Here is a 24,024-nt window from a genome sequence, read left to right as displayed (position 1 = left end):
GTGCGTGAAACGCTATCTCGCCCGACGGATCTACCGGATACTCAACGCCGCAAACCCGGCGCCCTGCCACGCTTGACAACCATAGAAGGATCCCCGCGTTGTTAGTTAGAGTGCGAAGGCGGGCGTCCACCAGTAGGTGGGCGCCCGCCGTCGCAGTTACGCGTGGGGGATCAGTTGGCCTTGGCCAGACCGGTGCGGGCCATGGCGTCCGCGTAAACGGTGCTCATATCTTCGAGGTACTGCTCCTGGCGGGCAGGCGTGCCGGCGAAAGCGCGGCCGCTGAGCGAACGGACCTTGTAGGTCTTGAGGCCGCGGCGCCAGATCATCGGCACCTCGGTTTTGAGCAGCAGGTTTGCGAGCCGGTTGGCCTCGGTGCCGTGGGCCACGATCACTGAGGCGCGGGGAACAACGGCGAGGAACTTCAGCAGCGGCTTCAGGCCCGCGGAAATCTGGTCCGGCGTGAACTTGCCGTTGGGCTCGCCCGGGACGTACCAAGGATGAACATTCCAGGGCATCACGTACTCGGGGCGGAGGCCCAGCTTCCAGTGGACGCCGAGCAGGCGGGTGGCCGCTTCGTCGTCACCGGCGGTGATGAAGCCCGACTCGTCCTCAGTTCCGATGTTGGAGAACAGGCTGATGATCCGGCACTCGTCGATGTCGTGCATCGGGTCCACGTAGGGGACATTTGTGCCAGCTTTGGTTGCCTGCAGCGTGTCGCACAGCTCGTTGACGGCCGCGACGCTAGGTTCATAGCGGCGGCTCAGAAGCTGTTCGCGGGAATTTTCAGTGGCCAAGGCTGTCATATATTGCTGTGTCTCCTGCGGGATTGGTGAAGCTGCCAGACCGTACGCGGCACGCCGAGCACCGGGGCACGCCAAGTACGGTGTGGTTTGAAAATGTGGTGTGGACCGATTCCTGGTCGATCCTTATTAGTCTATCAAGCCCTGCGAAATGCCGTTTCTGCCGAAGTGCGGGCTGCGGAGCCTCGCGGCGGCACTGCGGGCGCACGCACCCCGGGATTCCAGCGCGGCAGGGGCGATTTTGCCGTTCCAGCCGGGCATCCGGACGACAGTCTGTGGAGGCAGTCACATTTTCCCGGGACACCCGCCGGAGCGTCCCCCCACGGATCGCCGCCGGTAACACCGGCGGGAAGTCCATTGGATGGCCAAATGACTTGCCGCCACCGCTATCGGCTAAACTTGGGTGGTAAGAGCCCCGGACTCTGGCGTTGATGGTAAGAGCACAGCGGTAGATTCGGGGCATTCTCATGAACGGCGCTCAGCTCCGGTGACCACCCTGGTGACTCACCCGGAACTCGGCCCGAACGAATGGGGGAGGATCCCATGCCAGCAATCGTGATCGTCGGAGCCCAATGGGGCGACGAAGGCAAAGGAAAAGCCACTGACCTGCTCGGTGGCCGAGTCGACTACGTCGTCAAGCCCAATGGCGGCAACAATGCCGGGCACACCGTGGTCGTGGGCGGTGAGAAGTATGAGCTCAAGCTCCTTCCGGCCGGCATCCTGAGCCCCAACGCGGTTCCGATTATCGGCAACGGCTGTGTGGTGAACCTCGAGGCACTGTTCCAGGAAATCGACGGACTGGAAGCCCGCGGCGCCGACACGTCCAAACTGCGGGTCTCCGCGAATGCCCACCTCGTGGCCCCCTACCACCAGGTCCTGGACAAGGTCACCGAGCGGTTCCTCGGCAGCCGCGCCATCGGCACTACCGGCCGCGGCATCGGCCCGGCCTACATGGACAAGGTGGCCCGCCTCGGCATCCGCGTCCAGGATGTGTTTGACGCCTCCATCCTGCGCCAGAAGGTCGAAGGGTCGCTGCGGCAGAAGAATGAACTCCTGGTCAAGGTCTACAACCGCCGCGACATCGAGGTGGATGAGATCGTGGAGTACTTCCTGTCATTCGCCGAGCGCCTCCGGCCGCTGGTCATCGACAGCACCTATGTCCTGAACACAGCGCTGGACGAGGGCAAGGTGGTCCTCATGGAGGGCGGCCAGGCCACGTTCCTGGACGTCGACCACGGCACCTACCCCTTCGTAACCTCCTCCAACCCGACCGCCGGCGGGGCCTCCGTGGGCTCCGGCATCGGCCCCACCCGGATCTCGCGCTCCATCGGCATCATCAAGGCGTACACCACCCGGGTCGGCGCCGGTCCCTTCCCCACGGAACTGTTTGATGAGATGGGCCTGTACCTGCAGAAGACGGGCGGCGAGTTCGGCGTCAATACCGGCCGGCCACGCCGCTGCGGCTGGTACGACGCCGTGCTGGCGCGGCACGCCTCGCGGGTCAACGGCTTCACGGACTACTTCGTCACCAAGCTGGACGTGCTCACGGGCATCGAGCAGATCCCGGTCTGCGTGGCCTACGACGTCGACGGCGTCCGGCACGACGAAATGCCGATGACGCAGACCGAGTTCCACCACGCCAAGCCGATCTTCGAGCACTTCGACGGCTGGACCGAGGACATCACCGGCGCCCGCACGCTGGAGGACCTCCCGGAGAACGCCAGGAACTACGTGCTGGCGCTCGAGAAGCTCTCCGGCACGCGCTTCTCCGCAATTGGCGTCGGCCCGGACCGCGACCAGACGATCGTGATCAACGACCTGATCAACGACTAGTACCCCGCGCTCCTTCAGCGCTCGACGGCGGCGGGTCACCTGACAAGGTGGCCCGCCGCCGCCGTCGTCGTTAACGGTTGTTCGCGTGCCGCCGGGCGGCTCCGAAAAAATTCCGTCAGGCGCGTAACTTTTCGCGGTGTCCCAGCGATTACTCCTTTGTAAGCGCCACCGGAGGATGGACCCCCCACCAGGAATCCGGCCGGCCTTCCACGGTAAGTGCAGGCCGGCGCCCGCCCCCCATGCGGCGCCGGCCGGCCTTCACCTGATAGCGCGGGCTGTTGACTGCCCCCACGCGGCTGCAGCAGGCCTTCACACAAAAACAAAGGATGTACGTTTTATATGAAGAGTGTTAGCAAGACCACCAAGATTGCTGTCAGCGCCGCGATCCTCGTTGTCGGAGGATTCTCCGGCATCGGTCTGGCCCACGCGGCCCAGGTTTCCAGCACCCAGCAGGCTGAAGTGACCCCCGCTACGCCCGCCGTTCCGGCCGCCACCTCACTTCCGGAGGCCCCTGAACTTCCCGCCGAGCCGGCTGTTCCGGCCGTCCCCGCCGTTCCAGCTTCACCGTCCGGCTCCGCCGAGGGTGACGCCGGCGCAGAAGACCCCGAAGGTTCCGCCCAGGGTTCCGTCGGCGCTGACAAGGACGGCGCCTCCGCCGAGGGTGCCGCCAACGCCAAGGGGGCAGCCGAGGCTAAGGCCCACGCCGGCGTGACCGTCGCTGTCCCGGCGGTACCGGGTGCCAAGGGTGAGCCGGCTGTTCCCGCAACTCCGGCCGTTCCGGCCCTGCCGTCGGACGAGCTGCCCGAGCTCGACAAGTAGGCATAAAACGCCTCTTTGGAGGCGCCCGGGGTGCGGCCGCTAGACTGGCGTGGCCGCACCCCAGCAGTAACCGGAAGGACAGCCAATTGGCAGGACAGCTAAGCGATGACGAATTGTCAGCCGCACTGGCTGGCGAGCCATCAGGATTTAGCGCTGTCTACGCGATCATTTCACCCGCGGTGCTCGGCTACTTCCGGGCCCGCGGGGTGGAAGACGCCGAGGGGCTGACCCAGGACGTTTTCGTTGATGTCCTGCCGAAACTGGCCAAGGTCACCGGCGGCCACAGGGGTTTGCGGACCTTCATCTTCTCCGTCGCCCACGCCCGGCTGGTCGACCATCACCGGCGGGCCGAACGCACGCCGTACCTGGCCGAATACGATCCCCTGGATGACACGCGGTGCGCCCCTTCCGCCGAGGACGAGGCCCTCGGTTCGCTGGGCGGCATGACAGATTCCCTCTCCCGGCTCAACGACGAGCAACGGGAAGTGCTGGTCCTGCGGATCGTCGCGGACCTCTCCATCGAACAGGTGGCCGGCATCATGGACAAATCGCCGGGCGCCATCAAACAGCTTCAACGACGCGGGCTCAGCGCCCTGCGCGACCTCGTCACCGAAAAGGACCACGCAGCATCATGACCGGATCCCACGAACCCCAGCAGGATGGCAGCATCCAGGCGATGCTCTGTGATTCCGGCCTCGAGGCAGCCACCGAGCTCCGCCGTTCGCTGGAAGAACTCCGTGCCCTGGTCCCGGACCGGGCCCCGGCGCCCCGCGCTGACCTCGCGGCGCTGCTGGCCGCGGGCAGCCCCGCTCCTGCCGCCGCCACGACCGTGATGATGCCCGCTGCCGTGGCCGCACCGGATTCCGCCGACGAAGCACTGCCTGCGGGGGTCGTGAGCCTCGCCGAGCGCCGCGGCAGGAAGCGCAGGCTGGCAATTGTTGGTGGCGCCGTCGTGGCTGCAATGACCCTTGGTGCCGGTGCCGTTGCAGCCTCCAGCGAGGACTTCCGGGCCAGTGTCAGCCAGAGTGTGGGGATCGTGTTCCAGCCGTCCGGCCAGACCCCCGATAAGGCTCCGCAACCCCTCCGCCCCTCACCGGCGGACCTTCCGGCGGCTTCCGTGCCGTCGGATGCTTCGGTCGCGACAACTCCGCCGGCGGCCGACGAGGCCGGGGTGGTGGCACCCGGACCCGCCGCCGAGGTTCCTGGGCGGCCGGGCGCTGCAGCGACTCCGCCCGCCATTGGCCGGGGCGGCGTCCTTCCGACGCCGCCCCGCCGGCCCGTCACACCGGGGATCCCCGGCCTCCCCGTCATACCCGCGACGCCCGGGCTCCCCGACCCGGGCGAGGAGCGCGACGCCAAGGAGCCGGCGCCGATTCTTCCCGGCCAGCCCCAGCCCCAGCCCTAGCCCGCCCGGGTCGCGATTGACGTGCAGGGTCGCCGTTTCGTCCCTACGGCGACCCCGCGTGCCTGCCGCGGGTTCGTCAGCCGAACGCCTGCTGGCTAGGCTAGGCCAGGACCTGCCGTTTGGAGGAAATGACGCCGGTGTCGAAGCCGGCCAGGTGCAGGCCGCCGTGGAACCGGGCATGCTCAATCTTTACGCAGCGGTCCATCACGACGTCGAGTCCGGCAGCTTCGGCTTCCTTCGCCACATCCTCGTGCCACGAACCGAGCTGAAGCCACAGCGTCTTGGCGCCGGCCGCGATGGCCTCTTCCAGGACACCGGGCAGGTCATCGTGCTTGCGGAAGACGTCCACGATGTCCGGGCTCTCCGGCAGGTCCGCCAGCGAGGCGTACGTCGGCTCGCCCAGGATCTCCTTCACCACAGGGTTCACGAAATACACCTTGTAGCGCGTGGAGGACTGCAGGTACGTCGCCACAAAGTAGCTCGCGCGGGACGGCTTGTCCGAGGCGCCCACAATAGCGATCGACTTCGCCTGCCGCAGCAGGTTCAGACGCTCCGGCGCCGACGGGCCGGTCCAGGTACGGGTTTCTTCGCTGCTCATGACAGTGCTCCAATCGTGCAGGCGTCAGCCTGTGATGCGTCCGCGGCGGTCTCGGACCCGACGACGTCCTCCGACGCCGCGTCCAGGGCCTGGTCCAGGTCCCAGAGGATGTCCTCGATGTCTTCCAGCCCGATCGAAATCCGGACGAGGTCCTCCGGGACGCCGGCCGACACAAGCTGTTCGGGGCTGAGCTGCTGGTGGGTCGTGGAGCCGGGGTGGATCACGAGGGTCCGGGAGTCGCCGACGTTGGCCAGATGCGAGGCCAGCTGCAGGGACTCAATGAACTTCTGGCCTGCGGCGCGGCCTCCCTTCACGCCAAAGGAGAACACCGAGCCTGGACCCAGCGGCAGGTACTTCCTGGCCCGCTCGAAGTGCGGGTGCGAGGGCAGGCCGGAGAAGTTCACGTAGGCCACGCGCTCGTCCGCCTCGAGCCATTCGGCCACGGCCTGGGCGTTCTTGAGGTGCTCGTCCAGCCGCTGCGGGAGGGTCTCCACTCCCTGCAGCAGCTGGAAGGCTGACTGCGGCGACAGCGCGGGGCCGATGTCGCGCAGCTGCTCGCAACGGAGCTTGGTCAGGAAACCGTACTCGCCGAAGTTCCCCCACCAGGAGACATTGCCATAGGAGGCCACCGGTTCGGTCATGGTGGGGAATTTGCCGTTGCCCCAGTTGAAGCGGCCGCTCTCGACAATCACGCCGCCCAGGGTGGTGCCGTGGCCGCCGAGGAACTTGGTGGCGGAGTGGATCACAATATCGGCCCCGTGTTCGATCGGCCGCACGAGGTACGGCGTGCTCAGGGTGGCGTCGACGACGAGCGGGATGCCGGCGTCGTGCGCTACCTTTGCCAGCCCCTCCAGGTCCTGGACTTCCGACGACGGGTTGGCCACGACCTCGACGAAGATCGCCTTGGTGTTTTCCCGGACCGCGGCCGCGTAATCGGCCGGGTCGGTGCCGGGCACGAAGGTGGTGTCCACGCCGAAGCGGCGCAGCGTGACATCCAGCTGGGTGACAGTGCCGCCGTAGAGCTGGGAGGCCGCGACGATGTGGTCGCCGGACTGGGTGAGCGCGGCGAAGGTGATGAACTCCGCGGCCATGCCCGAGGACGTGGCCACCGCGCCGATGCCGCCCTCCAGGGACGCAATGCGTTCCTCGAACGCGGCGACCGTGGGGTTGCCGATCCGGGAGTAGATGTTGCCGTACTTCTGCAGCGCGAAGAGGTTGGCGGCGTCCTGGGTGTCCTTGAACACGAAGGACGTGGTCTGGTAGATCGGGACGGCCCGGGCGCCGTGCTCGGCGTCGGGCGTGCCGCCGGCGTGCAGGGCGCGGGTGCGGAAACCGAACTTGCGGTCAGCCATTACGCGTTCACCAGCCCGGTGGTTGCGGTGGCCGAAGCTACCGGGGTGCCGGACAGGTCCAGTTCCGTGCCGTTCTTGCGGGCGAGGTCCGCTTCGAGCTCACGGACAATCGGCAGGATGTCCTGGCCGAACGCCGCGACCTCCTCCTGGAAGTGGAGGTACCCGGTGAGGAACAGGTTCACGCCGATTTTCTTGTACTCCACGATCCGTTCGGCGATCTGCTCGGGGGTGCCGATCAGCTGGGTCTTGAAGCCGTCGTTGTACTGGACCAGGTCCTCGAAGCTGGAGTCGGCCCACATGCCCCTGCCGTCCTTTGTGGACGCGCCGGCTTCCTGCACGGCGTCGCGGAAACCCTCGACGGCGGGCTTGTGCACCTTCGCCACGATCTCGCGGAGGGTGTCCCGGGCTTCTGTCTCGGAATCGCGGGCGATCACGAAGCCGTTCAGGCCGAACCGGGGGGCGGCGAGGGCGCCGCCCGTGCCGCGCCGTGTCTCGCCTGCCGCGGCAACGACGCCGGCGATGTTGTCCTTGAAGCCCGCCAGGTCCTTGCCGTTGGAGAAGTACCAGTCGGCCACGCGGCCGGCCGTGGCCTGCGCCGCCGTGGAGTTCCCACCGAAGAAAATCTCCGGGTGCGCGCGGCCGGGTACATCCACCGGGGCCGGGTTCAGGGTGAAGTCGGTGATGTTGTAGTACTTGCCGGACTGGTTGTACTCCTGCTCGGTCCACAGGCCACGCAGCACCCGGATGAACTCCTCAGTGCGGACGTAGCGCTCGTCGTGCTCGAGCCATTCGAGGCCGAAGTTCTCGAACTCCGCCTTGAGCCAGCCGGAGACGATGTTCACGGCGGCACGGCCGTTGGAGATGTGGTCGGCGGTGATGATGAACTTCGCCAGCACACCGGGGTGCCACATGCCCGGATGGACGGCGGAAATCACTTTGAGCCGCTCCGTGGCGGCCAGCAGCGCCAGGCTGAACGAGGTGGCCTCGTGCTGCTTGTCCGCGCCGTATGAGGCTGCGTAGCGGGTCTGGGTCAGGGCGTATTCGAAGCCGGAGTTCTCCGCGATTCGGGCGAGTTTCTTGTTGTAGTCGAAGTCCCAGCTGGTGCGCTGTTCGATCGTGGAGACTACGAGGCCGCCGGAGACGTTGGGAACCCAGTAGGCGAACTTGAGCGGTTCGGAAAGACGGGCGACGTTGCTGATGTCGGTCATGAGGGGTCCTTACTCTGGGTATTTCTGGGGGTGTCATTGCGTTCACGCAGGACGGACTGGATGCCGGCGATCGACGGCTCGTTCTGGAGTGAGGTCGTGTCGCCGAGGGTGGTTCCTTCGAACAGCTGGGTCAGCAGCCGGCGCATGATCTTGCCGCTGCGCGTTTTCGGCACATCAGGAACGACGATGACGTCACGCGGCTTCGCGATCGGCCCGATCTCCTTCGCGACGTGGTTGCGTAGTTCGGCGGCAATTTCCTCGCGCCGCTTAGCGTTCACGGGCTGCCCCGAGCTCGCAAGCTCGCCCGGGGACCCCTGCCCGTTCACTTCACTCGCTCGTTCCCCGCTCGCGCGATGCGCGGCTACCGAGGAATTTGCCGCCGAACCCTTCAGCACGACAAACGCGACGATGGCGTGGCCGGTCTTGGGATCCGCGACCGGGCAGACGCCGGCCTCCACCACGTCCGGGTGCGACACGAGTGCCGATTCGATCTCGATCGTGGAGAGCAGGTGGCCGGAGACATTGAGCGTGTCATCCACGCGCCCGAGGATCCAGATGTCGCCGTCGTCGTCGTACTTGGCGCCGTCGCCGGCCAGGAACCAGCCCTGTTCGGCGTACTGGCGCCAGTACGAGTCGAAGTAGCGTTGCGGGTTCCCCCACACGGTCCGGGCGATGGCAGGGCCGGGGGCATCCACCACAATGAAGCCCTGGATGCCCGGCGGCACGGTGTTTCCGGCCTCGTCCACGATCCGGGTGCGGACGCCGGGAAGCGGCCGGGCCGCGCAGCCGGGCTTGAACTCCGTGTCCGTGGGGGCGGGGGAGAGAATGGTGGCACCGGTTTCGGACTGCCACCAAGTGTCCACGACGGGGGCAGTGCCGGCTCCCAGGTTTTCCCGGAGCCAGCGCCAGGCTTCGGGGTTGACGGCCTCGCCGACGGTGCCGAGCAGGCGGATGGAGGAGAGGTCGTAGCCGGCGGGTACACCGTCCGGGAACCAGCCCATCAGGGACCGGACCAAGGTGGGTGCGGTGTAGTACTGCGTGACGCCGTAGCGTTCGATGATTTCGAAGTGCCGGCCGGGGTGCGGGGTGTTGGGTGTGCCCTCGAAAATCACCTGGGTGGCTCCGTTGGAGAGCGGGCCGTACAGCTCGTACGTGTGGGCGGTGACCCAGGCGAGGTCGGCCGTGCACCAGTGGACATCCTGGTCCCGGAGGGCCGGATCCGGATTGCTGAACAGGTGCTCGAAGCTCCAGGACGCCTGCGTGAGGTAGCCGCCGGAGGTGTGGACCAGGCCCTTGGGCTTTCCGGTGGTTCCGGAGGTGTACATGATGAACAGCGGCGTCTCGGCGTCGAAGGCTTCCGGCGTGTGGCGCGGGGAGGCCTGTCCGACTGTGTCATGCCACCAGACGTCGCGGCCCTCGGTCATCGGGACGGTGTCCAGGAGTTCCGGTGCGGTGGTGCGGTTGACCACCAGGACATGCTCGATGGCGTTGTCTCCGGCGACAGCCGTGTCCGCATTGTCCTTTACCGGCACGGCGACGCCCCGGCGGAACTGGCCGTCGGTGGTGACGAGCAACTTGGCGCCGGTGTCCTCCACCCGGAACTTGAGCGCCTCGGCGGAGAAGCCGCCGAAGACGAGCGAGTGGATCGCGCCGATGCGGGCCACGGCCAGGGTGATGATGACTGTTTCCGGGATGACCGGGAGGTAGATGACCACCCGGTCGCCCTTGCCGATGCCGAGGTCCAGCAGCGCGTTGGCGGCGCGGGAAACCTCGCGCTGCAGTTCGGCGTAGCTGATGGTGCGCCGGTCGCCGGGTTCGCCCTCAAAGTGCAGTGCCACCCTGTCCCCGCGTCCCGCCGCCACATGGCGGTCGACGCAGTTGTAGGCGACGTTGAGCCGGCCACCTTCAAACCAAGTGATGTCCGGGCCGGTGCCGGCGTCGACGTCGGCCGGGACGCGGCGGTGGGCCGTGTGCCATGGCTTGTCCTGTCCGGGCACGTCCTCCCAGTCGAGTCGGAGGGCGGCTGCCTCCCAGAAGGAGAGGCGCTCCTCTTCGGTGGCCGGAAGACTGGCCGGGGCTGTTGCGGTGTTTACGCCCATCGTTTCACTGCCCATTTCTCTGCAAGGCCCAACAGGGCGTCGGTGATTTTTCCGATCACGGCGAGCAACACGATCGCCAGCAGGAGCCGGTCCGTCCGGCCGTTGTTCTGCGAGTCTGTCAGCAGGAAGCCGAGCCCCATCGAGGAAGCGATGAGTTCCGCGGCCACCAGAAACAGCCAGGCCTGCGCCAGCGCCAGCCGGAGCCCGGAGAAGACCGCCGGAACCACCGCCGGCAGTTGCACCGTGGTCAGGAGCTTGATGCCCTTGAGTCCAAACGCGCGCGCCGCTTCCACCAGGTTCCGGTCCACATGGCGCAACGCCAGGGAGACGGTGGTGAATACCGGGAAGAACGCGCCGATCAGGATCAAGGTGATCTTGGAATCCTCGCCAATCTTCATCCAGAGAATGAGCAGCGGAACCCATGCCAGCGACGGAACGGCGCGGAGGGCGCCGATGGTCGGTGCGAGCAGCGCATCGGCGAACCTGGACAGGCCCACCAGGGACCCGAACAGCAGGCCCAGGGCTGCGCCGGCGGCGAAGCCGATCAGCACACGCTGGGTGGAGATCGCGATGTGCTGGCCGAGCTGCCCGCGCTGGAGCAGGTCGATACCGGCCTCCAGCACCATCGAAGGGGGCGGGAGCTGGACAACACTGAACACCCCGGCAGCCGTGGACAGCTGCCAGGCGGCAAGAACCGCCGCGGGAATGATCAATCCAAGGAGCAGACGCGCCCAGCCGTTGGCCGGAATCCCGGCGGGGGACCATCCGTTCGCCGGGGGGCTGCCCACACCCTTAAGGGTAGGGCCCGGCTGGGCGGCGTCTGCTGGAGTTGCGGGGACGGCTGCAGCGCGTCCGTCCGCAACATTAGTGCCGGTGACGGCGGGATTCCTGAGCTGTGGCATCAGGAATCCTTGATGGCGGACGCGTCCGCCTGCTTCACCAGCGAGTCATCAAGAATGGAGGCAACGGCGTCGTCGATCTGCTGCTGGCTGGCGACGTCGCCGGTCTCCACGAAGGTGGGGCCGATCTTCGCCAGGACTTTCCGCTGCGCCTCGCCGGGGGCGGGGTCCACGTCCAGGTTGCTGCGCTCCAGCACCACAGTCTTCGCGACGGCCAGGTCCAGGCCGGCGACGTCGGCGAGGATCTGGGCCGTCTCGTCCGGGTTCACTGCGGCCCAGGCGCGGGCTTTCTCATAGGCGTTGACGACGGCCTGCGCCTGCTTCGGCTTGTTCGCCAGGAAGGATTCCGTGGCGTTCAGGAAGCCGTAGGTGTTGAAGGAAAGGTTCCGGTAGAAGAGCTTGGCGCCCTTCTGCTCCGCGCCGGCCATAATCGGGTCCAGCCCCGACCAGGCATCCACCGAGCCGTTTTCCAGCGCGGCCCGGCCGTCTGCGTGCTGCAGGTTCTGCACCGTGACGTCCTTGGCGGAGATCCCGGCTTCGGCGAGGGACTGCAGCAGGAAGAAGTACGGGTCGGTGCCCTTGGTCGCGGCCACGGACTTGCCCCGGAGGTCAGCCACGGTGGTGATGCCGGAGGAGTCCTTAGCCACCAGGGCCGCCCATTCCGGCTGGGAGTAGATGTCGATCGTTTTGATCGGCGAACCGTTGGCGCGGGCCAGCAGGGCAGCGGATCCGGCCGTGGAGCCGACGTCGATCGCGCCCGAGCGCAGCGCCTCATTGGCTTTGTTGGAGCCGGCCGACTGGACCCAGTTCACGGTGACGCCCTGGTCCTTGAGCGAGGCCTCCAGCCAGCCCTTCTTCTTGATGACCAGGCTGAGCGGGTTGTAGGTGGCGAAGTCGATGTTGAGTGTGCCGCTTTCGACGGCGGCATTCGCGGCCGGGGACCCGCCGGAGCCTTCGCCTGCGACGCAGCCGGTGAGGACGAGGGCGGCGGAGACAGCGGCAGCGCCGATGACGGAGCGGCGGGTGACTTTGCGGGCGAATGACATGGGGCTCCTCTGAGGGATGAAGCGAACAGCGAACGGGGGTGAAAGCGGTGGAGCAGGCGGCGCGCCGGGGGCTGCGGCGCTTCCGGCGGGGAACTTCGAGGAAACCGGGGGAGTTGCGGCTAGTGGCCGTCGACGCCGAGGGTCTCCAGGAGCGAGGCCCGCATTCGGGCGAGTTCCACGGAACCGCGGTCCCGGGGGCGCTCGCCAGGCACGGCGACGGTGCGCACGATCGTCGCGCCGGGCGCCGCTGCCGCTTCCCCTTCGCCGGCTTTTGATTCCTTGCCGAGGACGATGATGCGGTCGGCAAGCTGGAGGGCCTCGTCGACGTCGTGCGTCACCAGGAGTACCGTGGTGGGCTCGGCACGGTGGATGTCCAGCAGCAGGTCCTGCATCTTGATGCGGGTCAGCGCGTCGAGCGCGCCGAAGGGCTCATCGAGGAGCAGGACGCCGGGGTTGCGGGCCAGTGCCCGGGCCAGTGAGGCGCGCTGGGCCATGCCGCCGGAAATTTCGCGCGGGCGGTGCTTGGCGAAGTTCGTGAGGCCCACAAGTTCGAGCAGCCGGGCCACCTTCGCTTTGCCGTCCCGGGCGCTGATGCCGGTGGGCAGGCCGATCGCAATATTGGCCTGCAGGGTGTGCCACGGCAGGAGCCGCGGTTCCTGGAACGCGAAGGCGCAGCGGGAATCAATGCCCTGCACCGGTGTGCCGTCGATGTCAACGCTGCCTGAGCTGGGGGAGTCGAGCCCGGCAGTGGCCCGGAGCAGCGTGGACTTGCCGCAGCCGGAGGTGCCGAGGATCGCCAGGACCTCGCCGGCGCGGATCTCGAAGTCGACGTCGCGCAGTACGGTGTGGGCGTCCGCGCCGGTGCCGAAGGTACGGCGCAGGGAGCGGAAGGAAACCGGCAGGGCCGGCGTGCGGGCGGGAGCTCCGGCGGGGGCGTCCAGGGACGACTCAGGCGCGGAAGAGGACAGGACAACAGTCATAGGATTACTCCATCGGTCCTGGCAGTAGCACCCTACGGAATGAGCCTTTGAACCGGGTGGTCAGTCCGGCGGTTCCCTTGGCTCCATACCTTGCTATCGCCAGCATCCAGGGGCGGATGACGGCGACCAGGGTTGCTGCGGCTTCATCGATCCAGGTCTCTCGGCCGCTCGGGATGGTCGCTTCTAACTAAAACGGAATCGGAGCTTTTTCCCAAATGGCGGTGTTTTGCTGCGTAATATTCGGTCCTGCGCTGCCGGGCGGCCGGGGGCCGGTCAATTCTTCGACGCCGTTTGCCCGGGCCCCGCAAACCGATCCGGCCGGTTAGGCTTTGCACATGGCCCACGTCAACGATCCGGCAGTCCTCGAAAAGCTCATGCGCACCAAGGGCCGGTGGGCCATTGTCGGCCTGTCCACGAATCAGTGGCGGGCCGCGTACGACACGTCCCTTTTCATCCGCGACCGGCTCGGGATGGAAATCATCCCGGTGAACCTGCCCGGCGATCCCGTGCACGGGGAAACCGGCTACGCCGCCCTTGCCGACATCCCGCCCGGGAAGCAGCCCATCGACGTTGTGGACTGCTTTGTGAATTCCCAGAAGGTCGGGGCCGTGGTGGATCAGGCAATTGCCGTCGGTGCGAAAGCCGTCTGGATGCAGCTGGGCGTCATCGATGAGGAGGCAGCGGCCCGGGCGAAAGCCGCCGGTCTCGACGTCATCATGAACGCCTGCCCGGCGCAGGACGCCAGGCGCTTCGGCCTCTGACCGCGCTCCCGCCGCGCTCCCCTGCCGGGCATTCCCGCCAGGGAAGGTCCCTGCAAAATGTCCGCGCCGGCCAGTAGGCTCGGATCATGGATGCAACCGCACTCCGCGAAATTTGCCTCGGCTTTCCCGGCACCTTCGAAGACTTCCCCTTTGGGCCGGCGACGTCCGTCTTCAAGGTGCGGGCCGCGGTGTCCGGCGGACAACGCCACGAAGCCAAAATGTTCGCACTCTCCGCCCTGGACGAGGCGGACCTCGCAGTCAGCCTGAAGTGCGAGCCTGCCCTGGCCGAGCAACTGCGCGCCGCCCACCCGGAGATCACCGGAGCGTGGCACTTGAACAAGAAGCACTGGAACGGCGTGCGCCTGGATGGGTCCCTGCCCGATGCGATGGTGCGCGACATGGTTGAGGATTCCTATGACCTCGTGGTGGCTTCGCTGAGCCGCCGGCAGCAGGAGCAATTGGGCTGGGCGAGGCTCACCGGGGGCGGACGGGCGTGAATCCGCGGATGGCCGCCGGGGAACTGAACTACACCGGGATCGGGTCCACCGAGCATGGCTGGCCGCCCGCCGACGCCGAATGCCTGGTCACCCACGCCTACGTGGGCGAGGGCAAGACGGCGTACCGGCGTGTCGTGCAGGGGTTGCTGACCTGGCAGCTGCAGAAACGGGCCGGCCTGAGGGTCCGCGCGGAATCCGACGTCGTGGCCCCCGGCGTGCGGGTGGTGAGCGGATTCGGCGTCGGTCCCTTCCGGATCAACGCGCCGTGCGAAGTCGTCTGGGTCCGCCGTCCGGTGCCGGGGGACGCCCCGCAATCTGCGGGCTTCGGCTACGGGACCCTCCCGGGGCATCCCGTCCGCGGCGAGGAGGCCTTCGAGGTCTCCATCGACGCCCGGGGCCGGGTCACCATCCGCATCACCGCGTTCGGTGTGCCATCCAACTGGTTCTACCGGGCGGGCGGCGCCTTGACGAGGCGGGCGCGGGGCCACATCACGTCCCGCTACATTAGGGGTGCACAGGAACTGGCCGCGGAACTGCCGCGCCGGGGCACTTACGGCCGATAAATGCCGCCGCCATGGGCCGGGTCTGACCCCGCGTTGCTGCAAGAATGGAAGTCCAGCCAAACCCACCCTGCCCGACCGAAAGGCACATCCGTGATCTTCATTGTCGTCAAATTCAAGGTCAAGCCCGAATGGTCCGGGCGTTGGGCCGGGCTCGTGGAGGACTTCACCCGGGCCACCCGTGCAGAGCCGGGCAACCTGTGGTTCGACTGGTCCCGCAGCGTGGAGGATCCCAACGAATTCGTCCTGGTGGAGGCATTTAAGGACGACGCGGCCGCGGGCCATGTCAACAGCCCCCATTTCAAGCAGGCCATGGCGGACATGCCGCAGGCGCTGCTGGAGACACCCCGGATCATCAGCCGCCAGTTCGACGGCGAGGGCTGGGACATGATGGGCGAACTCACCATCGCCTAGGACGGGGTGAACTCCATGTGGATCGGCTGGATTGAATTCGATGTCCTCCTCGGTGACGTCCACAGCCTGAAGGAGAAGCGCTCCGTGGTGCGGCCGGTGCTTGCCGAACTCAAGCGCCGCTTCGAGGTTTCCGTCGCCGAGGCCGGACTGCAGGACCAATACCGTCGGGCCGTCATCGGCGTCGGGCTGGTTTCGGCGGACCGGGCGCACCTGATCGAGGTGCTCGCCGCCGTTGAACGCTTCATGGCAGCGCGCCCGGAACTCGAGCTGCTCAGCGCCCGCCAGCGCGAACTCCGCAGCGACGACTAAGCCCCATCGATTGCTCCGCAGACGCCCTTATGAGGCCGCATAACGGCACTTGTGGAGCAATGGATTGGACGGTGTGGATAACTTCTGCGGGGTCTACGAGGTTCTGGTCTGATGAAGCCATGAAAACCGCACGCCCGCTGCCGGATGATTTCCTGGGACGCCCCTTCACCGGTGTCGAAGCCGCACGGGCGGGCGTGTCGCCCAAGCGGCTTCGTCACCGCTCCCTCGCAACGCTGGGCAAGGGGATTCGGTCCCTGCCCCCGACGCCGGGGCTTCCTTTGAGCGTGCGAGTGCGGCCTTTCGTTGAGGTCAATGAGCGATGCGCCGCGTCGCACCTCACCGCGGCCGAGCTTGGTTCGCTTCCGGCGCGGCAAATGAAGGAGGGACCGCAGATGTACCACGTGATCAGGCCCGAGGGTGCTGCCCATCTCAACCGGCCACATGTAATCGTTCATCGGATGAAGCTCAACGACGACGAAATCACGCTCCTGGACGGAATTCCCATCACCACCCCGGAACGGACCTGGCTGGACCTTGCCGAAATGCTGACCATCGACGAGCTCGTGGTGGCCGGCGACAGCTGCGTCCGGGTGCCGCGGCTTGAGTTCGAGGGCAGGGAGGTGCCGTTATGCAGCCTCGGGGATCTGCAACGGATGATCGACCGGCACAAAGGGAAGCGTGGAATCCGCCGGGCTCGGGAGGCTCTAGAACTCATTCGAGTGGGCTCTGATTCGCCGCAGGAGTCCCTGCTGAGGCTTGCCATGGTTCGGGCCGGGCTTCCGGAACCTGAGCTGAACGTCCCGATCATCGACGATGCAGGAACGCAGCACCATGAACCCGACTTGTCCTATCGGAAGTACAGGATCGGCATCGAATACGAGGGTGAGCTCCGCGGGGATGAGGGACAGATTGTCCGGGACATCACCCGTTCCGAGCGTTACACAGCCCTGGGCTGGACCGAGGTCCGGCTCTCCAAACGGCACATGCACAATGACGCCAAGGCTGCCGTGGCCAAGGTTCGGGCCGCGCTGGTCCAGGCCGGCTGGCGTCCGGGCCGTTAAACCTCATCGACTGCTCCGCAACTGCCGGTTTGAGGGTTCAAAAGGGCGGTTGCGGAGCAGCCGATGGAGGCCAAAGCGGGGGTGGGGTCAGGCGAAGTACTTTGGCAGGGTTGCCTCGTGTGCTTCGCGGAGTGCGTCGAGGTTCATGGTCTCGACGCCGTTGATCTCCAGGGTGCCGCCCTCGGCGTCGACGACGCCGATCCGGAGGTGGGCGAAGCCGCGGGCGGTGCACATGTCCTTGAAGCGGATCTCCTCGGAGCGTGGCACGGCCACGATGGCGCGGCCCTGCGTCTCGGAGAACAGCGCCGTGAACAGATCCACGCCGTCGCGGTCCAGGACGTCCTGCAGGGCGATCCGGGCGCCGACGCCGTAGCGCAGCGAGGACTCCACGAGGGCTGCCGCGAGGCCGCCTTCGGAGAGGTCGTGCGCGGAGTCCACCATGCCGTCGCGGGAGGCGTTGATCAGGATCTCGCCCAGTGCACGTTCGGCGTCCAGGTCAACCTTCGGCGGCAGTCCGCCGAGGTGGCCGCGCATGTTGGACCATTCGGAACCGTCCAGTTCCGCCGCCGTCGTGCCGAGCAGGTAGATGGCCTGGCCATCTTCCTTCCAGCCCGACGGCGTGCGGCGGGCGACGTCGTCGAACTTGCCCAGCACTGCCACCACGGGGGAGGGGTGGATGGGAGTGGTGCCCGTCTGGTTGTACAGCGAGACGTTGCCGCCAGTGACCGGGATGCCGAGCACCATGCAGGCGTCGGACAGGCCGCGGATGGCTTCGGCCAGCTGCCACATGACGTCCGGGTCCTCGGGGGAGCCGAAGTTCAGGCAGTCGCTGACGGCCATCGGCACGGCGCCGGAGGTGGCGACGTTGCGGTACGCCTCGGCCAGGGCCAGCTGCGCGCCGTGGTACGGGTCGAGGTAGGTGTAGCGGCCGTTGGCGTCGGTGGCCAGGGCCACGCCCAGCCCGGTTTCCTCGTCCACCCGGACCACGCCGGCGTCGTCGGGGAACGCCATGGCCGTGTTGCCGCCGACGTAGCGGTCGTACTGCTGGGTGATCCAGGACTTGTCACACATGTTCGGGGACGCAACAAGTTCGGTGATGGCGGCGGCCAGCTCCGCCGGAGCGGACGGGCGGCCGGCGTCCTGCACGGACCCGGTGAAAGCATCGGCCTGGACGGCGTCCTGCCATTCGGGACGGGCGTAGGGGCGGTCGTAGACCGGGCCGTCGTGCGCCACAGTGCGCGGGTCGACGTCGACGATGACTTCGCCTTCCCACGTGATGATCAGGCGGCCGGTGTCGGTCACTTCGCCCAGCCAGGAGTACTCCACGGCCCACTTGTCCATGACCGCTTCAAACACTGCGATGTTCTCGGGGGTGACGACGGCCATCATGCGTTCCTGCGACTCGGACATCAGGATTTCGCCCGGGGTCAGGGTGGGGTCGCGGAGCAGGACGGAGGTCAGTTCGACCTCCATGCCGCCGTCGCCGTTGGAGGCAAGCTCGGACGTTGCGCAGGAAATGCCCGCGGCGCCCAGGTCCTGGATGCCCTCAACCAGGGAGCCCTTGAACAGCTCCAGGCAGCACTCGATCAGGACCTTCTCAGCGAACGGGTCGCCCACCTGGACTGCGGGGCGCTTGGACGGCTTGGTGTCGTCGAACGACTCCGAGGCCAGCACGGAGGCGCCGCCGATGCCGTCACCGCCCGTGCGGGCGCCAAACAGCACCACCTTGTTGCCCTTGCCGGAGGCGTTGGCGAGGCGGATGTCCTCGTGGCGCATCACGCCGACGGCCAGTGCGTTGACCAGCGGATTGCCCTGGTACACGGAATCGAAGACCATTTCGCCGCCGATGTTCGGCAGGCCCAGGGAATTCCCGTAGCCGCCGATGCCGGCCACCGCACCGTGCATGACGCGGGCCGTGTCCGGATGGTCAATGGCGCCGAAGCGGAGCGGATCCATCACGGCCACCGGGCGGGCGCCCATCGAAATGATGTCGCGGACGATGCCGCCGATGCCGGTGGCGGCGCCCTGGTAGGGCTCCACGAACGACGGCGAGTTGTGCGACTCGATCTTGAAGGTCACGGCCCAGCCGTCGCCCAGGTTCGTGACGCCGGCGTTTTCGCCGATGCCCACGAGCATGTCCTTCTTCATCTCCTCGGTCACCTTTTCGCCGAACTGGCGCAGGTGGTTCTTCGAGGACTTATAGGAGCAGTGCTCGCTCCACATCACGGAGTACATGGCGAGTTCCGCGCCGGTGGGGCGGCGGCCCAGGACCTTAACGACCTCGTCGAATTCGTTCTGCTTCAGGCCCAGTTCGGCCCAGGGGAGTTCGACGTCCGGGGTCTTCGCCGCGTTCTCGACGGTGTCGATGTTGAATTTCTTGGTCTCGGTGGCGGTGCCTGCCGTCCGGCCAGTCGACGTCTCCGTCATTTGTTGTCTCCCACGATCTTGTTCAGGACTGAGGTGAAGAAGCCGAGGCCCTCGGTGCCGGAGCCGTTTTCGGGGCCGAAACCGGCCTCCACGGCGTGCTCCGGGTGCGGCATGAGGCCCACGACGTTGCCCGCGGCGTTGGAGATGCCGGCGATGTCGCGGCGGGAGCCGTTCGGGTTGAAGCCGACGTAGCGGAACACCACCCGGCCCTCCGCCTCAAGCGCGTCGAGGGTCTTCTCGTCCGCGATGTACTGGCCGTCCTGGTTCTTGAGCGGCACCGTGATTTCCCGGCCGACGGCGTAGTCCCGGGTCCAGTCGGTGGCGTTGTTCTCCACCCGCAGGACCTGGTCGCGGCACATGAACTTCAGGTGGTCGTTCTTGATCATTGAACCCGGCAGCAGGTGCGATTCAGTGAGGATCTGGAAACCGTTGCAGATACCCAGCACGGGCAGCCTGGCGTCCGAGTTGGCGGCGTCGATGATTTTGGCCATGAGCGGCGCGAACCGTGAGATGGCGCCCGCACGGAGGTAGTCCCCATAGGAGAAACCGCCGGGAATGACGACGGCGTCGACGTCGCCCAGGGTGGTGTCGGCGTGCCAGAGGGCCACCGGCGTGGCGCCGGCCAGGCGGACCGCGCGGACGGCGTCGCGGTCATCCAGGGTGCCGGGGAAGGTGACGACGCCGATCTTCGCGCCGGCGAGCCTGCGGGCAGCAGGAGCGTCGGCGGCGATGGCTTCACCGATCAGGGGGAGTTCAGTCATCTCAGGCCTCGACGACCTCGACGTTGACGACGTCCTCGATGACCGGGTTGGACAGCAGGGTCTCGGCGGCGTTCCGGGCCTGGGCCAGGATTTCCTCGGTCACCTCGCCGTCGACCGTGAGTTCGAAGCGCTTGCCCTGGCGGACAGAGCTGAAAGCGGTGAAGCCCAGCCGGGGCAGAGCACCCACGATGGCCTTTCCCTGCGGGTCCAGAATCTCGGGCTTGGGCATGACATCGACAACGATCCGGGGCATCCGGCAACTCCTGTGCGTGAGCATTGGGTAAGGGCGCAGCGGAGTGATACCGTCTCACACCGGTCCGCTGTGTGGTGAGGACTGCTTGGTGGATACAGCGTGAAAGGGCGCTCCGCGAGCTTGCAAGCCCATTCTACCGGCAGCGGTGCGTCCGGCCGCATTCGGGCGGGGGAGTGTGAACCCTGCCCTCCGGCAGCCGCGGCCGACCGAGCGTCCGGCTGTCCGGCGACAGCCGCCCTCGTCCGGCGTGACCTGCGACGACACTATGGTCACCCACCTGCCCCGTCAGTAGCATGTGCGTATGGCTGAGAAATCGAAATCCGTGCTTTTGCCCGTTGTCGCTGCCGCCGTTTTCGCCGGCCTGGGCCGGATGGTCCTGCAGAAAATAATCGCGGACCGCAAGGCCCGGGGCAGCAATGTCGCCGGACCCCTCGATGAGAAGACCCGCGCCTGGATCAGCGAAGTAGTCAGGACGCCCAGAAAGTAGGCGCCCAAGCACCCGACAGGAGGGCGCCGGGAGCGCCCGGATTCCCACAAATCAGCTGCCCGGCAGGACCGGCGGCGCCCCTCCGACGCCGCCTGTCTGAGAGGGCTGTCGAATTGATTGACTAATTTTGATTTCCTCATTGTGGTCTATGTCATAACTGGCTCTCAGTCTGTACTGTATGAATCGGCTGGTATCCGTCGGGGCCGTGAGAGTCTCAGCTCTTTACAACCTGCCAGTCTTTGACCCGGCAGCAAGGCCGGGACCGTTCATTCTGAAAGGTTCAACATCACGTGAAATCACCAGGAAAGAGCTTCCTTCGAAGCGGGGGACTCCGGAGGGCCGTGGCACTGACCCTGGGCCTGCCGCTGCTCTTGTCAACAGTCGCGATTGCGCCCGCCACCGCGGCGCCGGCAGGGGGCCCCACCGTTGCAGGAGTGGCCCAGAAGAATCTGGATCCCGGCAGCTACCCGGACGGACGCTACATCGTTCTCCTGGCTGACAAGCCGGCGGCGAGCTATGAAGGCAGCACGGCAGGATTCCAGGCCACCAAGCCGGCCGCGGGAAAGAAACTCGACACCGGCAAGGCTGAGGTCAAGAAGTACCGTGCCCACCTCGAGACCAGGCAGGCCGAGGTTGCAGCCCAGCAGAACGTCCAGATCCAGCGCCGGTACACCGCGGCCGTCAATGGCTTCAGCGCCACGCTCACCACGGACCAGGCCGTCAGGCTTGCCAAGGACCCCGGCGTCCTGGTGGTCGCCCCCGACTCGGAAAACGCCCCGGATTACTCCAGCACCGACTTCCTGAAGCTCAGTGGCAAAAACGGCACCTGGAACCGGAAGTTCGGCGGCCAGGACGGTGCCGGCAAGGGCGTCGTCGTCGGTGTCATTGACACCGGCTACACCCCCGACAGCGCCTTCTTCACCGGCGAAGAGGTCACGCCCCTCGTCGGCGAACCTGTCGTCGGCGTGCCGTACAGGTTGGCGGACGGCAGAATTCAAATGCTCAAGTCCGACGGCGACCTCTTCACCGGAGAGTGCCAGACGGGCCAGGGCTTCGACGGTTCAGCCTGCAACTCCAAGGTCCTCAGCGCGCACTACTTCGCCGAGGACTTCCTGCGCTTCGTTCCCCCGAGCGAACGTGCACCCCAGGAACTGCTGTCCCCGGTGGACGTCGACAGCCACGGCACCCACACCGGAAGCACCGCAGTGGGCAATGCCAACGTCGAGACGTTCGTTGACGGCCGCAGCTTCGGCCTCACCAGCGGCATCGCGCCGGCCGCCAAGCTCTCCGTCTACAAGGTCTGCTGGGAAGACAAAGACCCGGCAACCGGCGGCTGCTACAGCTCCTCCTCCGTTGCTGCTGTGGAGCAGGCCATCGACGACGGCGTGGACGTACTGAACTACTCCATCTCCGGCTCTGCGACCTCCGTTATCGACCCCGTTTCGATCGCGTTCCTGAACGCCGCCGCCACCGGCATCTTCGTTGCCGCCTCCGCGGGCAACTCTGGCCCGACGCCGCCGAGCACGGTCAACCACGGCGCACCGTGGGTCACCACCGTCGCCGCCAGCAGCTTCTCCCAGGAGCTCCAGGGCACTGTGGAGTTCCCCGACGGGACCAAGTTCCGCGGAGCCAGCATCATGAACCGCGAGGTCAGGGACGCCGGCGTGGTGCTGGCTGCCAACGCGGCCCTCGCCGCCGGCAACCCGAACGCGGCACTCTGCGGCCCGGGCACGCTGGACCCCGCCAAAGTCGCCGGCAAAGTTGTGGTCTGTGACCGCGGCGTCTTCGACCGGGTCGCCAAGAGCGCCGAAGTCGCCCGTGGCGGCGGCGTCGGTATGATCCTGGTGAACCTGAGCAGCTCGTCGCTGGACACGGACAAGCACTCCGTCCCGACCGTCCACGTGAACCCGCCGGCCACCGAGGCCATCAAGGCCAAGGTCACAGCCAACCCGGCCATCACCGTTTCACTGGTCAGCAAGGACACCACCGGACTGCCGCTGGAGGCCCAGCCGCAGATTGCCGGCTTCTCCTCCCGCGGGCCGCTGCTGGCCACCGGCTCCGACCTGCTCAAGCCCGACGTCGCCGCACCCGGCGTGGCAGTCCTGGCCGGCGTCTCACCCATCGGCACGGGCGGCGACAAGTTCGGTTTCCTCTCCGGCACCTCGATGGCTGCACCGCACGTGGCCGGTTTCGGCGCGTTGCTCCTGGGCAAGAACCCGAACTGGTCGCCGGCAGCGGTCAAGTCCGCCATGATGACGACGGCAGGCAATGTAGTGAACGCCGACGGCACCAAGAATACCGACGTCCACGCCACCGGCGCCGGCCAGGTCGACCCTGCACAGATGGTGGATCCGGGACTCGTCTACGACGCGAGCCTGAAGGATTACCTGGAATTCATCCAGGGCACCGGAGTCAAACTCAATGCCGAAGGTCTGGGCAGCACCCTGCCGCGGGACATGAACGTGCCGTCCTTCTCGCTGGGCAACCTCACCGGCAAGATCGAGGTCACCCGCACGGTCACCGCCCTGACCCCGGGCGTCTACAAGGTCAAGGCCAACGTGCCCGGAATCAAGGTCAGCGTGGCTCCGGACGTACTGAAGTTCAAGGCCGCCGGCGAAAAGATGACCTTCAAGGTGAGCTTTGAGAACGAGAGCGCCAAGCTGGGCCAGTTCGCGATGGGCTCACTGAGCTGGAAGGGTGCGGGCAAAACCGTCACCTCGCCGATCGCGGTCCGTCCGCAGTCCGTGGTGGCCGCCAAGGACGTTTCCTTCACCACCGAGTCCGGGACCGGGTCCGGTGACATCAACGTTGTCTCCGGCACCGACAAACCGGTCGACATGACCCTGGACGGCCTGTCCAAGGCGGATTCCACCGCGGTGGAACTGGTTCCGGGCTCCTCGGCTGCCTCGATGTTCGTCAAGACCGTCGAGGTTCCGGCCGGTGCTCCGCTGGCCAAGTTCTCGGTCAACTCCGTTGACCCCGCAGCCGATTTCGACATGTGGGTGGATGGCCCGAACGGCAGGGTCGTCGCGGCAACGGCCTCGGCAAGCGAGTCGGTTTCGATTCCTAACCCGGCGGCGGGAACGTACACGATCACGGTGAACCTGTTCTCCAGCGCGGATGGAAAGGCCCGCAAGGCCAACGTTGATGCCGCGATTCTAGGCGCCAACGAAAAGAATGCGACCGTCACGCCGAACCCGCTGCTGCTGCCCAATGGCGAGACAGGAAAGGTCACCCTGAACTGGGACGGTCTGCAGCCCGGCTCGTACATCGGACGGGTTACCTTCGCCGGTGCCAGCGAAGCGACCTTCGTCAGCGTCCTCGTGGGTGCCGGTGCCGCTGCGGCGGCGCCGACGTCGCAAGGTTCTCCCGGCCAGTCAAAGTTCCAGAACCAGGAGCCTGACCGCACCAGTAACGCCATCTAGGCGCAGTTCCACGCCTGACAGCAACGGCAA

23 protein-coding genes are annotated in these 24,024 nt (G+C 66.7%); 12 read left to right on the top strand and 11 right to left on the bottom strand.

The features are described 5' to 3' along the window. Positions 1-170 precede the first annotated feature (170 nt). Positions 171-803, bottom strand: coding sequence for a uracil-DNA glycosylase family protein (locus J2X01_RS19340; protein ID WP_310061299.1), 633 nt, complete (start codon positions 801-803; stop codon positions 171-173). A gap of 540 nt (positions 804-1,343) precedes the next feature. Here J2X01_RS19340 and J2X01_RS19335 point away from each other — a divergent pair. The 4 genes from J2X01_RS19335 (at position 1,344) to J2X01_RS19320 (ending at position 4,857) form a co-directional block, all read left to right on the top strand. Then, entirely contained in the window at positions 1,344-2,633 is a 1,290-nt protein-coding gene (locus J2X01_RS19335; protein WP_310061296.1) for an adenylosuccinate synthase, read from the top strand. A gap of 339 nt (positions 2,634-2,972) precedes the next feature. Continuing rightward, complete coding sequence (locus J2X01_RS19330) at positions 2,973-3,452, top strand: hypothetical protein (RefSeq protein WP_310061293.1); 480 nt, start codon at positions 2,973-2,975, stop codon at positions 3,450-3,452. An 86-nt stretch (positions 3,453-3,538) separates the two neighbouring features. Then, a complete protein-coding gene (locus tag J2X01_RS19325; protein ID WP_310061290.1) occupies positions 3,539-4,087 on the top strand; it encodes an RNA polymerase sigma factor in 549 nt (182 codons plus the stop codon). Beyond that, positions 4,084-4,857 (top strand): hypothetical protein, encoded by a 774-nt coding sequence (locus J2X01_RS19320; protein WP_310061286.1) that lies wholly within the window; start codon positions 4,084-4,086, stop codon positions 4,855-4,857. The genes J2X01_RS19325 and J2X01_RS19320 overlap by 4 nt, the downstream gene beginning before the upstream one ends. A gap of 100 nt (positions 4,858-4,957) precedes the next feature. On the opposite strand, the gene J2X01_RS19315 is transcribed toward J2X01_RS19320, so the two are convergent. From J2X01_RS19315 to J2X01_RS19285, 7 genes are all read right to left on the bottom strand, one after another. After that, complete coding sequence (locus J2X01_RS19315; protein WP_310061284.1) at positions 4,958-5,455, bottom strand: CoA-binding protein; 498 nt, start codon at positions 5,453-5,455, stop codon at positions 4,958-4,960. Next, entirely contained in the window at positions 5,452-6,807 is a 1,356-nt protein-coding gene (locus J2X01_RS19310; protein WP_310061281.1) for an O-acetylhomoserine aminocarboxypropyltransferase/cysteine synthase family protein, read from the bottom strand. The genes J2X01_RS19315 and J2X01_RS19310 overlap by 4 nt, the downstream gene beginning before the upstream one ends. Continuing rightward, entirely contained in the window at positions 6,807-8,015 is a 1,209-nt protein-coding gene (gene sfnG, locus J2X01_RS19305; RefSeq protein ID WP_310061277.1) for a dimethylsulfone monooxygenase SfnG, read from the bottom strand. The genes J2X01_RS19310 and sfnG overlap by 1 nt, the downstream gene beginning before the upstream one ends. After that, positions 8,012-10,114 carry an acetate--CoA ligase gene (acs, locus tag J2X01_RS19300; RefSeq protein WP_310061275.1) on the bottom strand — a complete coding sequence of 701 codons (2,103 nt, stop codon included), beginning with the start codon at positions 10,112-10,114 and terminating at the stop codon, positions 8,012-8,014. The genes sfnG and acs overlap by 4 nt, the downstream gene beginning before the upstream one ends. Continuing rightward, positions 10,105-11,016, bottom strand: coding sequence for an ABC transporter permease (locus tag J2X01_RS19295; protein ID WP_310061272.1), 912 nt, complete (start codon positions 11,014-11,016; stop codon positions 10,105-10,107). The genes acs and J2X01_RS19295 overlap by 10 nt, the downstream gene beginning before the upstream one ends. After that, on the bottom strand, positions 11,016-12,059 hold the full coding sequence (locus J2X01_RS19290; protein ID WP_310061269.1) for an aliphatic sulfonate ABC transporter substrate-binding protein: 1,044 nt from the start codon (positions 12,057-12,059) through the stop codon (positions 11,016-11,018). Before J2X01_RS19290 ends, J2X01_RS19295 begins: the two co-directional genes overlap by 1 nt. A gap of 119 nt (positions 12,060-12,178) precedes the next feature. Then, the gene (locus tag J2X01_RS19285; protein WP_310061266.1) at positions 12,179-13,039 is read right to left on the bottom strand and encodes an ABC transporter ATP-binding protein; all 861 of its coding nucleotides are present in this window, start codon (positions 13,037-13,039) and stop codon (positions 12,179-12,181) included. Positions 13,040-13,374: 335 nt separating this feature from the next. Here J2X01_RS19285 and J2X01_RS19280 point away from each other — a divergent pair, with 335 nt between their 5' ends. The 6 genes from J2X01_RS19280 to J2X01_RS19255 all read left to right on the top strand — a co-directional run bounded on the left by J2X01_RS19280 (position 13,375) and on the right by J2X01_RS19255 (position 16,641). Beyond that, positions 13,375-13,800: a CoA-binding protein gene (locus J2X01_RS19280; RefSeq protein ID WP_310061263.1), complete on the top strand. Its 426-nt coding sequence runs from the start codon at positions 13,375-13,377 to the stop codon at positions 13,798-13,800. Positions 13,801-13,886: 86 nt separating this feature from the next. Continuing rightward, positions 13,887-14,297 carry an MmcQ/YjbR family DNA-binding protein gene (locus J2X01_RS19275; RefSeq protein WP_310061260.1) on the top strand — a complete coding sequence of 137 codons (411 nt, stop codon included), beginning with the start codon at positions 13,887-13,889 and terminating at the stop codon, positions 14,295-14,297. An 8-nt stretch (positions 14,298-14,305) separates the two neighbouring features. Continuing rightward, the gene (locus J2X01_RS19270) at positions 14,306-14,860 is read left to right on the top strand and encodes a DUF1990 domain-containing protein (protein ID WP_310061257.1); all 555 of its coding nucleotides are present in this window, start codon (positions 14,306-14,308) and stop codon (positions 14,858-14,860) included. 90 nt (positions 14,861-14,950) lie between these two features. Beyond that, entirely contained in the window at positions 14,951-15,271 is a 321-nt protein-coding gene (locus J2X01_RS19265) for a putative quinol monooxygenase (protein ID WP_310061256.1), read from the top strand. A gap of 15 nt (positions 15,272-15,286) precedes the next feature. Further along, positions 15,287-15,580, top strand: a complete 294-nt coding sequence (locus tag J2X01_RS19260; RefSeq protein WP_310061310.1) for a DUF503 domain-containing protein — start codon at positions 15,287-15,289, stop codon at positions 15,578-15,580. A 119-nt stretch (positions 15,581-15,699) separates the two neighbouring features. Continuing rightward, entirely contained in the window at positions 15,700-16,641 is a 942-nt protein-coding gene (locus J2X01_RS19255; RefSeq protein WP_310061251.1) for a type IV toxin-antitoxin system AbiEi family antitoxin, read from the top strand. A gap of 87 nt (positions 16,642-16,728) precedes the next feature. Here the strand turns inward: J2X01_RS19255 and purL are convergent, their stop codons facing one another. The 3 genes from purL to purS are packed head-to-tail and all read right to left on the bottom strand — an operon-like array spanning position 16,729 to position 20,082. Continuing rightward, positions 16,729-19,068 (bottom strand): phosphoribosylformylglycinamidine synthase subunit PurL, encoded by a 2,340-nt coding sequence (gene purL / locus J2X01_RS19250; protein WP_310061249.1) that lies wholly within the window; start codon positions 19,066-19,068, stop codon positions 16,729-16,731. Beyond that, positions 19,065-19,829, bottom strand: a complete 765-nt coding sequence (gene purQ, locus J2X01_RS19245) for a phosphoribosylformylglycinamidine synthase subunit PurQ (RefSeq protein WP_310061246.1) — start codon at positions 19,827-19,829, stop codon at positions 19,065-19,067. Before purQ ends, purL begins: the two co-directional genes overlap by 4 nt. 1 nt (position 19,830) lies before the next feature. Further along, on the bottom strand, positions 19,831-20,082 hold the full coding sequence (gene purS / locus J2X01_RS19240; protein WP_011690410.1) for a phosphoribosylformylglycinamidine synthase subunit PurS: 252 nt from the start codon (positions 20,080-20,082) through the stop codon (positions 19,831-19,833). A gap of 301 nt (positions 20,083-20,383) precedes the next feature. On the opposite strand from purS, the gene J2X01_RS19235 reads away from it, so the two are divergent. Together J2X01_RS19235 and J2X01_RS19230 are read left to right on the top strand one after the other, a co-directional pair. After that, a complete protein-coding gene (locus J2X01_RS19235) occupies positions 20,384-20,569 on the top strand; it encodes a hypothetical protein (RefSeq protein WP_310061237.1) in 186 nt (61 codons plus the stop codon). A gap of 290 nt (positions 20,570-20,859) precedes the next feature. After that, positions 20,860-23,994: a S8 family serine peptidase gene (locus tag J2X01_RS19230; protein ID WP_445344440.1), complete on the top strand. Its 3,135-nt coding sequence runs from the start codon at positions 20,860-20,862 to the stop codon at positions 23,992-23,994. Positions 23,995-24,024 lie beyond the last annotated feature (30 nt).

Origin of the sequence: Arthrobacter ginsengisoli, from assembly GCF_031456935.1 — a bacterium.
Taxonomy (GTDB): Bacteria; Actinomycetota; Actinomycetes; order Actinomycetales; family Micrococcaceae; genus Arthrobacter; species Arthrobacter ginsengisoli.
This window is presented reverse-complemented; position numbering and strand designations above follow the sequence as displayed.

Bases quoted from the DNA above. Each gene is read 5' to 3' on its own strand.
- purS (WP_011690410.1), bottom strand. From the start codon at position 20,082: ATGCCCCGGATCGTTGTCGATGTCATGCCCAAGCCCGAGATTCTGGAC.
- J2X01_RS19335 (WP_310061296.1), top strand. From the start codon at position 1,344: ATGCCAGCAATCGTGATCGTCGGAGCCCAATGGGGCGACGAAGGCAAA.
- sfnG (WP_310061277.1), bottom strand. From the start codon at position 8,015: ATGACCGACATCAGCAACGTCGCCCGTCTTTCCGAACCGCTCAAGTTC.
- J2X01_RS19330 (WP_310061293.1), top strand. From the start codon at position 2,973: ATGAAGAGTGTTAGCAAGACCACCAAGATTGCTGTCAGCGCCGCGATC.
- J2X01_RS19310 (WP_310061281.1), bottom strand. From the start codon at position 6,807: ATGGCTGACCGCAAGTTCGGTTTCCGCACCCGCGCCCTGCACGCCGGC.
- purL (WP_310061249.1), bottom strand. From the start codon at position 19,068: ATGACGGAGACGTCGACTGGCCGGACGGCAGGCACCGCCACCGAGACC.
- J2X01_RS19285 (WP_310061266.1), bottom strand. From the start codon at position 13,039: ATGACTGTTGTCCTGTCCTCTTCCGCGCCTGAGTCGTCCCTGGACGCC.
- J2X01_RS19280 (WP_310061263.1), top strand. From the start codon at position 13,375: ATGGCCCACGTCAACGATCCGGCAGTCCTCGAAAAGCTCATGCGCACC.
- J2X01_RS19260 (WP_310061310.1), top strand. From the start codon at position 15,287: ATGTGGATCGGCTGGATTGAATTCGATGTCCTCCTCGGTGACGTCCAC.
- acs (WP_310061275.1), bottom strand. From the start codon at position 10,114: ATGGGCGTAAACACCGCAACAGCCCCGGCCAGTCTTCCGGCCACCGAA.
- J2X01_RS19340 (WP_310061299.1), bottom strand. From the start codon at position 803: ATGACAGCCTTGGCCACTGAAAATTCCCGCGAACAGCTTCTGAGCCGC.
- J2X01_RS19295 (WP_310061272.1), bottom strand. From the start codon at position 11,016: ATGCCACAGCTCAGGAATCCCGCCGTCACCGGCACTAATGTTGCGGAC.
- purQ (WP_310061246.1), bottom strand. From the start codon at position 19,829: ATGACTGAACTCCCCCTGATCGGTGAAGCCATCGCCGCCGACGCTCCT.
- J2X01_RS19255 (WP_310061251.1), top strand. From the start codon at position 15,700: ATGAAAACCGCACGCCCGCTGCCGGATGATTTCCTGGGACGCCCCTTC.
- J2X01_RS19320 (WP_310061286.1), top strand. From the start codon at position 4,084: ATGACCGGATCCCACGAACCCCAGCAGGATGGCAGCATCCAGGCGATG.
- J2X01_RS19270 (WP_310061257.1), top strand. From the start codon at position 14,306: ATGGCCGCCGGGGAACTGAACTACACCGGGATCGGGTCCACCGAGCAT.
- J2X01_RS19275 (WP_310061260.1), top strand. From the start codon at position 13,887: ATGGATGCAACCGCACTCCGCGAAATTTGCCTCGGCTTTCCCGGCACC.
- J2X01_RS19235 (WP_310061237.1), top strand. From the start codon at position 20,384: ATGGCTGAGAAATCGAAATCCGTGCTTTTGCCCGTTGTCGCTGCCGCC.
- J2X01_RS19315 (WP_310061284.1), bottom strand. From the start codon at position 5,455: ATGAGCAGCGAAGAAACCCGTACCTGGACCGGCCCGTCGGCGCCGGAG.
- J2X01_RS19290 (WP_310061269.1), bottom strand. From the start codon at position 12,059: ATGTCATTCGCCCGCAAAGTCACCCGCCGCTCCGTCATCGGCGCTGCC.